This is a genomic window from Caballeronia sp. 11_S32, assembly GCF_056930355.1.
In genome coordinates, this window is record NZ_JBXOWH010000001.1 from 634123 (window position 1) to 646172 (window position 12050).

The window sequence follows — 12050 nt, forward strand, 5'->3', positions numbered from 1 at the left end:
ATCGCTCAGGGCGATGCCATCCTGATGAGTACATCGCCCGAGAATTGCTCGCGTGTCAGCACACCGCGCGCGCGTCCTTCGCACATCACGAGGATGCGGTCGGAGAGCAGCATCAGCTCGTCGATCTCCGAACTCGCGACGATCACGGTCACGCCTTCGCGTGCGGCCGCGAGTATTTGCCGATAGATCTCGGCCTTCGCCGCGACATCGACGCCGCGTGTCGGCTCGTCGAGTAGCAGTATGCGCGGCTTCGTCATCAGCCATTTGCCGATGATGAGCTTCTGCTGATTGCCGCCCGATAAGGTGCTCGCATCCTGCGCGAGATGGCGGTGCTTCACGTTCGATGCCCGCGCCCGCGATGCGGCCCAAGCCTGCATGCGGCCGCGCCGATACAACGGAAACCCCGGCGCGCGCGAAAGCGAAGGCAAGAGCAGATTCGCTTCGAGCGACTGATCGGGCACGAGCCCGTCCTTCTTGCGATCCTCGGTGACGAAAGCGAGTCCGGCGGCGACCGCGCGATCGGGCGAATCGATCGTGCGCGCATTGCCCGTTACATGAATTTCGCCTTCGCGCCGATACTGCGACACGCCGAAGATCGCCTCGAGTATTTCGGTCTTGCCCGCGCCGAGCAGCCCCGAGATGCCGAACACTTCGCCTTGCTGCACGGCGAACGACACATCCGATACGAGCGCGCGCGCCGGTCCCCATAACGTGAGGCCGCGTATGTGGACCGCGAGCGGACGTTCCTGCGGCGCTTCGGCTTCGGTGCGCTCGGGCGGCGCGAAATCCTTTCCGATCATCATCGAGACGAGCGCCGAAGACGATTCCACCTGCCGCATCTGCAAGGTCGCGATGCGCCTTCCATCGCGCAGGACAGTCACGCGATCCGCGACCGCGAAGACCTCGCCGAGCCGATGACTGATCAGCACGATGCCCATGCCGCGCTCGCGCAACTCTTTGGTGAGCGTGAGCAGCGCTTGCGTTTCCGTATCGGAGAGGGCGGACGTCGGCTCGTCCATGATGAGCACGCGCGCATCGGCGAGCAGCGCCTTCGCGATCTCGACGAGTTGCTTCTCTCCGACCCGCAAGGTGCCGACGAGCGTATCCGGTGACGCGCGAAAGCCCAGTTGCGCGAGCATCTTCGCGGCGGCCGCATACATCGCGCGCCGATCGGGAAAACCGAAGCGCGTGCATAGCTCCTTGCCGAGAAAGATGTTATCGACGGCGGAGAGCGTATCGACGAGGTTCAGCTCCTGATGAATGATCGCGATGCCCGCGCGCGTCGCGTCGTTCACGCCCGTCATGCGCGTGGTCTCGCCGCGCACACGGATACAACCTGCATCGGGCGAATAAAGGCCGCCCAATATCTTCATCAGGCTCGACTTGCCCGCGCCGTTCTCGCCGACGAGCGCGTGTATCTCGCCCGATGCGACATCGAAATCGACGCCCGACAGCGCGGCGCTGCCATTAAACGAGATCGACAGGCCCGCGGCTTCGATGAGCGGCGCGCTCACGGTTGCCATCGCGTATCTCCGCTTCGCTCAGTGGCTCGCGATGTATTGCTTCGCGTTGTCGAGGAAGATGCCCTGCGTCGGCAACGTGACCTTCTTCGGCACCTTGTCGCCATGCAGCACCTTGAGCGACTGACGGATGCCTTCCGCGCCCGGCGTCGGATACATGAAGGTGCCCGCGAGCAGGCCTTGCTCGACCCACGTCGCGCCTTCCTGCGGCAAGCCGTCGATGCCGACGAACTTGATGCTCTTCTCGCGGCCCGCATCCTTCGCGGCGAGATACGCGCCGTAAGCCATAGGATCGTTGTGCGCGTAGACCACGTCGATCTTCGGTTGCACGCGCAGCACGGTCTTCATGTAGTCGTAAGCCTTGTCCTGCTTCCAGTCGCAATCGACGCGCTCGCCCACGCGCTTGATGCCTTTCTCCTTGCCGACGACCTTGTCCGCGCCATCGTGACGATCGTGCGCGGGCTGCGCGCCGAAGCCGCCCCAATATCTCGACGAGATTGCCTTGCGCCTTGCCCGGCCCGCCCATCAGCTTGACGATGAAGTTGCCCGCTTCCTGTCCGATCTGCACGTTATCGCCGCCGATGAACTGCGTGAACTGATCTCCGTTCACTTCGCGATCGAGCACGAACACGGGAATGCCCGCCTTGAAGGCTTTTTCGACGACGCCCGTCAGTCCCGCCGATTCCTTGGGCGAGATGAAGATCGCATCCATCTTCTGCGTGATGAAGTTCTCCATGTCGGCGTTCTGCTTGTCGGTGCGATCGCCCGCATCGGCAATGATCAGTTCGACCTCGGGATGCTTCGCGGCCTCGGCTTTCATATCCTTGTTGAACTGCACGCGCCACGGCTCGACCGTGGTGACCTGAGAGAACCCGAAGCGGTATTTCTTTTGCTGCGCGAACGCCGGCTGAGCGATGAGCGCCGAGAACGTGCCGACCGCGCCCGCCAGCGGTGCGGCGATGAGGCTCGCGGTGATGATGCGTCGTTTGCTGTCCATTGCGTCTCTCCTGTTATGGTTGCCAGCTTCGGGTCTGGTTTTCGGGTCGTGCTGTTGCTCTCGCTGGTTCCGATCGATGCTGATCGTCGATAAAAAATAAAACGTTATAACTTGATGCTAGCGATCGGCGAGCACGGCTCGCTTGCGTGTGCGCGCGGCGCCATGCGGCGCGACGCCGCTTTCTTTTCCCGATGCCTTGTACGGCGGCGCGGTGCTTTCGCGCACACGCAGATCCGCTTTCATGCGCAAATGCACTGGCTCCGGCGATGATTCGCCTTGCAACTGTTTATGCAGCAGTTGCCAGATCGCGCGGCCCACGGCCTCCACCGGTTGATGAATCGAACTGATGCGCGGATGCAGCACGGACATCCACGGGGCATCGTCGAAAGAGAGCAGCGAAATTTCTTCGGGCAGGCGCAATTCGGCATCGCGTATCGCGCGTAGTGCGCCAAGCGTTGCGACGTTCGCGCCGGTGAAGAGCGCTGTGGGGCGCTCGCGCTCAGACAGCAGACCGAGCGTGGCCGCATGGCTTTCGGTATCCGTCATCCCGCATACGACCACGCGCGCATGACGCGCAAGGCTCGCGCGCTTCATCGCGTCGAGATAGCCGTCCGCGCGCTCGCGGCTGTTGACGAGATCGAGCGCGTTGACAATGAATGTGATGCGCTTGTGCCCCAGCGCGATCAGATGCTCGGTGCCATCGCTCGCGGCGCGGCGGCTGTCGGTGGTGACGGTGTTCGCGGGAAAGCTGTTGTCGACGCGATCGGCCATGACGAGCGGCACATCGCATTCGCGCAGCTCTTCTATGGCGTGATCGTAGCCGTGACAGGGAATGATGATCATGCCGGCCACTTGCCGCGAGAGGACGAAGCGTATGCGCTCGGCTTCGCGCTCGGGATCTTCCTGCGCATGCGCGAGCAACAGACGATAACCGCTTGCGAGCGCGTGATCCTCGACCACGCACAGGAGTTGAATGAAGAACGAGTTCGTCAGGTCGGGCACGACGAAACCGATGGATGTCGAGCGGCTGCTGCGCAATTCGGCCGCGAGGCTGTTGCGCCGATAGCCGAGCTTGCGCGCGGCTTCCCATACTTGCTGGCGTCGCGCGGGACTCACGCCTTCCGCGCCCGCCATGACTTTCGACGCAGTGCCGAGCGAGACGCCCGCCGCATTGGCGACATCCTTGAGGGTGCAGGCCGGTTTTTTTCTCGAGTCCAAGGCGCGGTATCGTCGATATTCTGAAACGTTTCAGAATATTAGAAAGCGCCGACACGCGGAGCAAATGAGTGTTTTTACCGAGCCGGGCGCGCCGCCTTACATCGAGATGTCGTGCAAGTCCTTGACGACGGGCGGGCCGATCCTGAAGTCTGAGAAACGCACGGTGAGGCCGCCGCGCTCGGGCGTGCAGCACATTGGGCCGACGAGCCAGCGCGCATTCGCGCTGCTCGCCGGAAAGGGCGCGAGGCGCATGAGCGTCCAGTTGCGTTCATCGGCGCTGCACTGCACTTTCAATACGCCTTGCGCGATCGTCATGCGCAGGCGGAAGCGGTTCGTATCGGCGCGCGAGCCGAGCGACCAGTCGGAGAGTTCGTTCGTGAGGACGGTGCTGAACGTGAGGGCGCCGTCGTTGTATTCGGCGCCGGCCTTGATCCAGCGCTCGGCGCTTTCGCGCACCATCAGGCCGGCCTGGTCGTAGAGCGCGGAGAAGTCGCCGTCGACCGCGACATCCGCCGTGAAATCGCCATTCACGCTCGCCGCGAAAACGTGGCCCGAATCACGCACGAAGCCGTAATGCGTCTTGCGCCAGAAGTCCGTGTTCTTGTCGGTGGTGACGAAGAGCATGTCCTTTTCGACACGCCATTGCGCGGGCTCGTTGATCCATCGGCATTGCTCGAACATGGCGTCTCCTTCGCGAGGATGGGCTGCGCAAGTATGTCATGACGCGGCGCGCATCAGGCGAGTGACGGATGATCATATGAAACGCACGCGCGTTCGATGCGGCGCCTTGCGATCAAAGATCGAGGTCTTCCGCTTCCTTGCGCGCGCGGCGCTCTTCGTTCGCGCGCCGCGCGCGCAAGCGTTGACGCGACAACTGGGCGATCACTTCGCCCGTCGACGCGCCCGCCGGAATTTCATTGCGGATAACCTTGGGAACCATCGGCAAACCCATGCGCTGACGACGCAACGCGCGGGCAATGTTGGTGCGGCATTCCTGACCGTGACAATCCCATTCGTCACGGATTCGTTCACAGTAGGGACATTTTTCCATCCGTTCAGTCTACCGCGAAACGATAAGGGCTAACGTTCGCCTCACAACGCGTCCCAGACGCCGCCGGCCGCCGTGCGCCTTGCATAGTCCTCGAACGAGCGGGCTTCGCGATGCAACGCGAGACGCACGCCTTCGGCGGGCTCTGCATTGCGGCCATCGAGCACGGTGGTGAACAGGTAGAGGATCAGATCGGTCTCCGGCTTCGATACACCCGCTTCGAGCAGCCCCGCGCGAAACGCATCGGGCGGGACTGGCATGAGACGAAGATCGCGCCGCGACGCTTGCGCGATGCATTCGAGCGCTTCGGCGAAAGAGATCGCGTGTGGGCCCGTCAGCTCGTAGAGCCTGTTCTCATGGCCTGGCTGCGTGAGTGCGGCGACAGCGGCATCGGCGATATCTTCCGCATCGACGAACGGTTCCTTGATATCACCGACGGGCAGCGCGAGCGTGCCCTCGCGGATCGGATCGAGCAGGAAGCTCTCGCTGAAGTTCTGCATGAACCAGCTGCAACGCAGAATGGTCCAGCTCGCGCCCGAGCGTTGCAGCGCTTCTTCTGCCGCTTGTGCTTCTTCCTCGCCGCGTCCGGAGAGCAGAACGATGCGCTCCGTGCCGCTGGCAAGGGCCGTATCGAAGAACGCGCTGACCGTATCGAGTGCGCCGGGTATCGCGAGATCGGGCTGATACGTGACATATGCGCGCTGCACGCCCTCGAGCGCCGCACTCCATGTCGCGCGATCGTTCCAGTCGAAGCGAGGCTGCGTGGAGCGCGCACACGCGCGAACGTTTTGCCCTCGTGCGCGCAGCCGCTCCGCCACGCGGCGTCCCGTCTTGCCGTTGGCGCCGAGAACGAGGATGGGCGCGGCATCGAAGTCCGAATGAGCCATGACAGTCTCCTGTGTTAAAAAAAGTGAGAGTTGCTCACGTTTTAAACATGATAGATACTCACATTCGACTGTCAAGAATTTTTGAGCGCGCATTCGTGCGGCAAAGGAAGAGCCATGCAAGAGAAGCCGCCGCGAGTCGCACCGAAAAGAGCCGCCGCGCGCAGGCAACCCGCGCAACAGCGCAGCCGCGAACGGCTCGATCGCATTCTGGAGATCGCGCAACGACTCATTGCGGAGAAGGGCAGCGAGCACGTGAAGATGAGCGAGATCGCAGAACTCGCGGAGATATCGATCGGCTCGCTGTATCAGTATTTCCCCGACAAGCGCGCGATCGTGCGAACGCTCGCCGAGATCTACGCGGCCGAGAGCCGCCGATGTGTGCGCGATGCGCTCGAAGCGGTGCAGAACAAGACGCAACTGCTCGACGCATTCGGCGCGCTCGTCGATCAATACTATGAGATCGTGCTGGACAAGCCCGTGATGCGCGACATATCGTCGGCGCTGCGATCGGACAAGGAATTGATGAGCATCGAAATCGCGGAGAGCAAGGCGTGCGGCGCAATGCTCGCGACGGCCATCCGGCGCGTGACGCCGCGTGCGGACAGCAAGCGCGTCAATGCGCTCGCGTTCCTCATTTGGCAAATGGGCGAAGAAACGATGCGCCTCGCCGTCGCGCACAAGCGGGGCGAGGGCGCTTTGCTGGTCGACGCCTATAAACGGATGAGTTCGCGAGCGATAGAAGAGGCCTGAAAACTACGCTCGCAGGCCTGCGTTCATCCACTCAACGGGGACGTGCCCGGGCGCCGCTCCCGCTGATGATGATCGAGGCTGCGTTTCAATAGCTTCTTCACGAGGCCTTTGAGGAAGTGGATCGAGCGATCGGCGCGCACGTTCAGATCGAAGGGCGCGAGCTCGACGACTTCGCGCCCGCTGCGCTCGGTGAGTGTCGCGCGCGTCTTGCGATGGTCCACGGCCATGGCCGTGAGCGTCTCGGATGCCTGCTTGAACGATCCGCGATCCACGCGCGCGCAAACATGGCATGCGCGGCGAAACAGCTTGTCGAAAACGGTGAGCCAGAAGTCGTCCATGTCGCTGCCGTCGCAGCGCGCGAGTGCTTCCTTGCCATTGGCACGGAGATCCTGAACGTCACGCAGCGTAGCGCGTTGCGTGATGCTGCCGTAGCGCCGGCGATAGCCGATCAACGGCTTGGGAATGCGATAGAGACTGTTCGCGCGAAGATAGGTCGAGGGCACGATCGCCGCATCCTCATAGTGCCGTCCCACCGGAAACGGCGCAGCGTCGAACAGGTCGGTGCGATAGACGCGCGCCCACGCGAACGTATGAAAGTCTTCGGCGAATTTCAGCAGCGCCGCCCGGTCCATAGGCCGGCCGCCGCCCGAAGCGTCGTCGACCAGGCTGATTTGATCGAGCTCGCGCCCGTCGTCGTCGATAATCTTGACGTTGTATTCGACCACATCCCACTTGCGCTCGGCGAGAACCGGCATAAGCGCTTCCGTGAAGCCCTTCAGATAGATGTCGTCGCCGTCGAGAAAGCCGACATAGGGCGTGCGAACCGCGGTGAGCCCCGTATTGCGCGCGGCGCTCAGCCCCTGGTTTTCCTGTTGCATCAGTTCGATGTGCACGCCGCGATCGCGTTCGACGATCGCGCGTGCCGCCGCATAGGTCTCGTCGCGAGAACCATCATCGACCACGATGATCTTCATCGCGTCGATATGTGGCTGGGACAGGAGGGACTCGAGCGCTTCCTCGATGTATCCCTCGATGTTGTAAGCCGCCACGACGATGCTGAGCAGCGGGTTCGTGTCTCGCAAAGAGTCACTCTCAAGCGGCATGGATGACGCTCCGTCGGATGATTTAGCTCTGTCTCTTCGCGCGCGGGTCGCAAAGAGCCGTCGTCGATGCCCGCCGCGCTGCACGCAAACACGCGGCACGGTGGGTCACTCAATTGGTCTGATGAATGCGGCCGGTCCGGCGACCCTTATTGTTGGAGCATTTTCACGTCACACGGCGGGCCTCGAATGCCCCAGCCTCAAGTGCATGTCGATAAGAACAAACGCTAATAGAGCGGCTTTGCTAGAGCAGGTTCCCGAAGTGCGTGCATATTAGCCTTTCAAAAACACAAAGCCGTGACACTCGAAGGTAGAAAGCGAACATGCTCCACGGCGAATACTAGTAAAAAAATCGCCGCACGGCGCTCGTGGTGCTGCATTCCGCATATTTTTCATCTCACCGGCACATCTTCGGCCGGCGGGATGAAAAAACTACTGCCCGGCTTTCACGCGGCGCCTGCACGGACACTCAGCCAGCAAGCGAAATACCACCCGCGATCTCAGTGATGCATATAAAGCTGTTGCCCGAGCGCCTGCGCGGAGGGCTGCGTCGCCCATCCGCTTTGCGCGGTGCCGTCGGTGCTTGCACCATACTCGCGGTCGTACACGCTGTCGGAGTAGTGCGTTCCGGGCTGATGCATGCTTCCGTCGTGCTCCGTCTGGGCAACTTGACTATCGGCTTCGGCGCGCGTGACGGGCGCGGTGGACTGCGCATAGGACAGCATCGGCGCCAGCGCGGCGCATGCGAGCAGGGCGGCCAATATCTTCTTCATGATCGTTCTCCTTGAATGAGTGGAACTCGAAAAGAAGACTAGGCCCGGAGAATTAGACGACGGTTAGCCGTGGCCGCCCTCACACGTTTTCCGGCGTGTAAAGCTGCGCCGGCAGCGGATACTGGCTTGCTTGCGCGGACTCGCCCGGCAGTGCCTGCAATGCTCGCAGCATCGCCTGTATGGCCGTTTCGGCGATGCGCTGAAGCGGCGTATCGATGACGAGATCGATGACGCCTTCGACGAGCGCCTCGTACCGGTCCGGCATGAGATCACTGCAAACCGTCACGATGCGACGTCCCGCCGCTTCTTCGCGCAGTGCGCGAATGACGCCGCCCACACCGCCACCAGGAATGTAGAGGCCGGCGAGATCGGCATGACGCGCGAGCATCGCGAGTGTTGCTTCATAGGCGAGTTGCTTGTCCTCCAGGTTGATCTGCGTATCGAGCACGCGCAGTCCGGGTGCATGTTCGCGCAAGTAGGAACGAAAGCTGATCTCGCAGCTTTCCTGACCCAGATAGCGAGGGGTTCCGACGAACACGCCCACCGTGCCTTCGTCGCGACGCGCGAGCCGGCTCACGGCCCACGCGGCCGTGCGTCCGCTCTTGCGCGGATCCACGCCGATATAACCCGCGCGCAATGGGGCGCTCAGATCCGAGAGCAATGTGACGGTGGGCTTTCCCTGTCCGTGGAGCGTTTCGATCGCGGCCGTCACATGGGGATGATCCACCGCGACGACGCCGAGCGCATCGGCTTGCTCGCCGAGCGAAAGCAGCGTGCGCGCGATGGAAGCCGGGTCGAGTTCGTCCATGTACTCGATGACAGCCGTGCAATGCTCGGGTTCGTGACGCGCGGCCGCGTCGGTCAGGATGCGCGCGAACGTCTGATAGAACGGATCGGCCCGCTTTTGCAAGCAGAACCCGAGCGTATGCCGCTCGTGACGCTCGCCGCGCTGCGCGCGCAAGCGGTCGCGCATCAATCCCGCGCCGTGATAGCCGATGCGTTCCGCCGCTTCGATCACGCGCAAAGCCGTGCCCTCACGCACGCTCAGACGCCCGTTGAACACGCGATCGACCGTGGCGGGGCTGACGCCCGCAGCCTCGGCCACCGATTGAAGTGTGGGACGCTTGCTCATCTCTGATGTAAATGATGGTTTTTCAATTCACGCGATGATGCCTAAAGATAGCAAATGCGTGAGAATATTGCGCGGCCAATGCGCGGCTCCTATCATCGATCCAACAAGGACGAATGATGCAATTCCAATCATCGGATGAGGTGACATGATGGGTTCTGAGCAATTCCAGGGCGTGGGTGCGCGTGATCGGCATCGTGATTACGGATTGATCGGCGGCGCGGGCGAACGCGCGAAGGCGGCCGGTCTCGTGAGCGCGGACTGGTACAAGAGCGCGGTGCCGCGTCCCGTCATGAAGAGCCTGATACAGCGCAGCGACGCGCGCGCGATCCGCGACACCTTGCTCTGGTACGCGGCGATCATCGCGAGCGGCGTGCTTGCCTGGTTTGCTTGGCACGCGCATTCGCTCTGGGCGATTCCCGCTTTTCTTCTCTATGGCACGCTCTATTGCAGCCCGGCGGATTCACGCTGGCACGAGAGCGGGCACGGGACCGCATTCAAGACCTCGTGGATGAACAAGGCGCTCTATCAGGTTGCGTCGTTTCAGGTGTTTCGGCGGCCCACGGTCTGGCGCTGGAGCCACGCGCGTCATCACACGGATACGCTCGTCGTAGGACGCGATCGTGAAATCGCCGTGCCGTTGCCCACCGACTGGCTGAGCATCGCGCTCAATGTGTTTGCGTTGAAGCATGCGGCGGGCGAAGTGCCGAAGATCGTTACATCGGCGTTCGGCAATATCGGCGAAGAAGAAAAGACCTACGTGCCCGAGTCCGAATGGCCGAAGGTGATTCTGGAGGCGCGCGTGACGCTCGCGATCCATGCGGTGGTGATCGCCGCGTGCTTCTTCTTTCATTCGATCTTGCCGCTGCTCTATATCGGCTTGCCGAGCCTCTACGGCGCGTGGCTCTATCTCTTCTTCGGCCTCACGCAGCATGCGGGCATGCCCGAGAACGTACTCGATCATCGCAAGAACTGCCGCACCGTGATGATGAATCCCGTGTTCCGGTTTCTATATCTGAACATGAACTATCACGTCGAGCATCATATGTTTCCGATGGTGCCGTATCACGCGCTGCCGCGTCTTTACGACACGGTGAAGCACGACATGCCGCCGCCCTACGCAAGCACCTTCGCGGCCTATGCGGAAATCATCCCGGCGCTCGTGCGGCAGACGCGCGATCCGTCGTATTACGTCGAGCGGCCCATGCCCGCGGCGACGCAAGCATGAAAGCAACTCAACGATAAGGAGACGACTCGCCATGACGCAATGGATCGACGCAGCCTCGATGGACGATATCGATGACGAAGACGTGATGCGTTTCGATCACGATGGCCGCACCTTCGCAATCTACCGCGTGAACGATGCGGTGTACGCCAGCGACGGCCTCTGCACCCACGAGCACGTTCATCTCAGCGACGGGTTCGTGATGGATCACGTGATCGAATGTCCGAAGCACAACGGACGCTTCGACATCCGCGACGGCCGGCCGCTGTGCGCGCCCGTATGCGAAAAGTTGAGGACATACCCCGCGAAAGTCGAGGGCGGGCGTATTTTCATCGAGGTCTGAAACCATGACTCGGGATGCGCGCGAACGCGCGGTGGCGGTCGTCGGCGCGGGACATGTCGGCGAGCGCGCGCACGGCAAGCGCGTCGGTGCGAGCAGCTTCGGCGCGGTGAGTGCGATCGCAAAAGAGATGAAGCTCGCGCGCATGCTCGTCGAGCGTGGACTGCCGCCGGCGGCGGAATGCTTAGCGATGCAACTATCAAGCTGAAGGCCTTGCTCGAGCGGCAGGCGAAGAGGCGAGGAGAACAACGATGAGCCAGTTCGAAGGCAAGGTCGCCGTCATCACGGGCGGGGCGCAAGGTCTGGGCGCGGCGGTGGCCGCGCTCTTTGCGGAGCGCGGCGCGCATGGCATCGTGATTTGCGCGCGCTCGAAGGACAAGGGCGAGAAGAAGGCGCGCGAGCTTGCCGAAGCGAGCGGGGCGCAAGTGCGTTTCGTCGCCGCGGACCTTTCGCGCATGGAGGATTGCCGTGCGGTGATTGCCGCTGCGGACGAGCAGTTCGGGCGCGTCGACGTGCTCGTCAACGCGGCCGCGACGACCGATCGCGGCACGATTCTCGACACCGATCCCGAGCTCTTCGACCGCATGTTCGCGACGAACGTGCGCGCGCCGTTCTTTCTGATGCAAGACACGTTCCGCATCATGAAGCGCGAGCAGACGGAGGGCGCGATCGTCAACATCTGCTCGATGTCGGCGATGGCGGGGCAGCCGTTCATCGCCGCATATTGCGCGTCGAAGGGCGCGCTCGCGACGCTCACACAAAACACGGCCTATGCGCTCTTGCGCAACCGTATTCGCGTGAACGGTTTGAATCTGGGCTGGATGGCGAGTGAAGGTGAGGACCGTATCCAGCGCACACATCATGGCGCGGACGATGACTGGCTCGAACGCGCCGCAGCCGCGCAACCCTTCGGGCGATTGATCAACACGAACGAAGCGGCGCGTGCGGTCGCTTATCTCGCGAGCGCGGAGTCCGGCCTCATGACGGGCTCGATGATCAACTTCGATCAATCGGTATGGGGCGCGTATGACGACGCGCCCCATCCGCAGGAACCCCTCTGAGC

At 62.4% G+C, this 12050-nt stretch carries 14 protein-coding genes and 1 pseudogene; 5 read left to right on the forward strand and 10 right to left on the reverse strand.

What is annotated here, in order from left to right:
* Positions 1-5: 5 nt before the first annotated feature.
* The 7 genes and pseudogenes from AC1Z32_RS02925 to AC1Z32_RS02955 all read right to left on the reverse strand — a co-directional run bounded on the left by AC1Z32_RS02925 (position 6) and on the right by AC1Z32_RS02955 (position 5670).
* Positions 6-1523: a sugar ABC transporter ATP-binding protein gene (locus tag AC1Z32_RS02925; RefSeq protein WP_483477203.1), complete on the reverse strand. Its 1518-nt coding sequence runs from the start codon at positions 1521-1523 to the stop codon at positions 6-8.
* An 18-nt stretch (positions 1524-1541) separates the two neighbouring features.
* The gene (locus tag AC1Z32_RS02930; RefSeq protein WP_483478192.1) at positions 1542-2018 is read right to left on the reverse strand and encodes a substrate-binding domain-containing protein; all 477 of its coding nucleotides are present in this window, start codon (positions 2016-2018) and stop codon (positions 1542-1544) included.
* A 43-nt stretch (positions 2019-2061) separates the two neighbouring features.
* Positions 2062-2517 (reverse strand): annotated as a pseudogene (locus tag AC1Z32_RS02935) (substrate-binding domain-containing protein); the annotation flags it as partial.
* A gap of 117 nt (positions 2518-2634) precedes the next feature.
* A complete protein-coding gene (locus AC1Z32_RS02940; RefSeq protein ID WP_483477204.1) occupies positions 2635-3735 on the reverse strand; it encodes a LacI family DNA-binding transcriptional regulator in 1101 nt (366 codons plus the stop codon).
* Between the two features lie 96 nt (positions 3736-3831).
* Positions 3832-4416 carry a DUF1349 domain-containing protein gene (locus tag AC1Z32_RS02945; protein ID WP_483477205.1) on the reverse strand — a complete coding sequence of 195 codons (585 nt, stop codon included), beginning with the start codon at positions 4414-4416 and terminating at the stop codon, positions 3832-3834.
* A gap of 112 nt (positions 4417-4528) precedes the next feature.
* Positions 4529-4786, reverse strand: coding sequence for a hypothetical protein (locus AC1Z32_RS02950; protein WP_062605053.1), 258 nt, complete (start codon positions 4784-4786; stop codon positions 4529-4531).
* A 41-nt stretch (positions 4787-4827) separates the two neighbouring features.
* A complete protein-coding gene (locus tag AC1Z32_RS02955; protein ID WP_483477206.1) occupies positions 4828-5670 on the reverse strand; it encodes an NAD(P)H-binding protein in 843 nt (280 codons plus the stop codon).
* Between the two features lie 114 nt (positions 5671-5784).
* On the opposite strand from AC1Z32_RS02955, the gene AC1Z32_RS02960 reads away from it, so the two are divergent.
* The gene (locus AC1Z32_RS02960) at positions 5785-6420 is read left to right on the forward strand and encodes a TetR/AcrR family transcriptional regulator (protein ID WP_483477207.1); all 636 of its coding nucleotides are present in this window, start codon (positions 5785-5787) and stop codon (positions 6418-6420) included.
* A gap of 23 nt (positions 6421-6443) precedes the next feature.
* Here AC1Z32_RS02960 and AC1Z32_RS02965 read toward each other — a convergent pair whose 3' ends face one another.
* From AC1Z32_RS02965 to AC1Z32_RS02975, 3 genes are all read right to left on the reverse strand, one after another.
* A complete protein-coding gene (locus tag AC1Z32_RS02965) occupies positions 6444-7523 on the reverse strand; it encodes a glycosyltransferase family 2 protein (protein ID WP_483477208.1) in 1080 nt (359 codons plus the stop codon).
* A gap of 497 nt (positions 7524-8020) precedes the next feature.
* Positions 8021-8293, reverse strand: coding sequence for a DUF4148 domain-containing protein (locus AC1Z32_RS02970; RefSeq protein ID WP_483477209.1), 273 nt, complete (start codon positions 8291-8293; stop codon positions 8021-8023).
* Positions 8294-8372: 79 nt separating this feature from the next.
* Entirely contained in the window at positions 8373-9425 is a 1053-nt protein-coding gene (locus AC1Z32_RS02975) for a LacI family DNA-binding transcriptional regulator (protein ID WP_483477210.1), read from the reverse strand.
* 145 nt (positions 9426-9570) lie between these two features.
* Between AC1Z32_RS02975 and AC1Z32_RS02980 the strand changes: the two genes are divergently transcribed.
* Genes AC1Z32_RS02980 through AC1Z32_RS02995 form a run of 4 tightly spaced genes read left to right on the forward strand, consistent with a single transcriptional unit; the run spans position 9571 to position 12048 of the window.
* A complete protein-coding gene (locus AC1Z32_RS02980) occupies positions 9571-10650 on the forward strand; it encodes a fatty acid desaturase family protein (RefSeq protein WP_483477211.1) in 1080 nt (359 codons plus the stop codon).
* A 31-nt stretch (positions 10651-10681) separates the two neighbouring features.
* Positions 10682-10990 carry a non-heme iron oxygenase ferredoxin subunit gene (locus AC1Z32_RS02985; RefSeq protein WP_483477212.1) on the forward strand — a complete coding sequence of 103 codons (309 nt, stop codon included), beginning with the start codon at positions 10682-10684 and terminating at the stop codon, positions 10988-10990.
* A gap of 4 nt (positions 10991-10994) precedes the next feature.
* Positions 10995-11195 (forward strand): hypothetical protein, encoded by a 201-nt coding sequence (locus AC1Z32_RS02990; RefSeq protein WP_483477213.1) that lies wholly within the window; start codon positions 10995-10997, stop codon positions 11193-11195.
* A 43-nt stretch (positions 11196-11238) separates the two neighbouring features.
* Positions 11239-12048, forward strand: a complete 810-nt coding sequence (locus AC1Z32_RS02995) for an SDR family oxidoreductase (protein ID WP_483477214.1) — start codon at positions 11239-11241, stop codon at positions 12046-12048.
* Positions 12049-12050: the final 2 nt, after the last annotated feature.

Coding starts and splice junctions, on each gene's coding strand:
- AC1Z32_RS02925 (WP_483477203.1), bottom strand. CDS start 1,523: ATGGCAACCGTGAGCGCGCCGCTCATCGAAGCCGCGGGCCTGTCGATC.
- AC1Z32_RS02945 (WP_483477205.1), bottom strand. CDS start 4,416: ATGTTCGAGCAATGCCGATGGATCAACGAGCCCGCGCAATGGCGTGTC.
- AC1Z32_RS02950 (WP_062605053.1), bottom strand. CDS start 4,786: ATGGAAAAATGTCCCTACTGTGAACGAATCCGTGACGAATGGGATTGT.
- AC1Z32_RS02955 (WP_483477206.1), bottom strand. CDS start 5,670: ATGGCTCATTCGGACTTCGATGCCGCGCCCATCCTCGTTCTCGGCGCC.
- AC1Z32_RS02960 (WP_483477207.1), top strand. CDS start 5,785: ATGCAAGAGAAGCCGCCGCGAGTCGCACCGAAAAGAGCCGCCGCGCGC.
- AC1Z32_RS02965 (WP_483477208.1), bottom strand. CDS start 7,523: ATGCCGCTTGAGAGTGACTCTTTGCGAGACACGAACCCGCTGCTCAGC.
- AC1Z32_RS02970 (WP_483477209.1), bottom strand. CDS start 8,293: ATGAAGAAGATATTGGCCGCCCTGCTCGCATGCGCCGCGCTGGCGCCG.
- AC1Z32_RS02975 (WP_483477210.1), bottom strand. CDS start 9,425: ATGAGCAAGCGTCCCACACTTCAATCGGTGGCCGAGGCTGCGGGCGTC.
- AC1Z32_RS02980 (WP_483477211.1), top strand. CDS start 9,571: ATGATGGGTTCTGAGCAATTCCAGGGCGTGGGTGCGCGTGATCGGCAT.
- AC1Z32_RS02985 (WP_483477212.1), top strand. CDS start 10,682: ATGACGCAATGGATCGACGCAGCCTCGATGGACGATATCGATGACGAA.
- AC1Z32_RS02990 (WP_483477213.1), top strand. CDS start 10,995: ATGACTCGGGATGCGCGCGAACGCGCGGTGGCGGTCGTCGGCGCGGGA.
- AC1Z32_RS02995 (WP_483477214.1), top strand. CDS start 11,239: ATGAGCCAGTTCGAAGGCAAGGTCGCCGTCATCACGGGCGGGGCGCAA.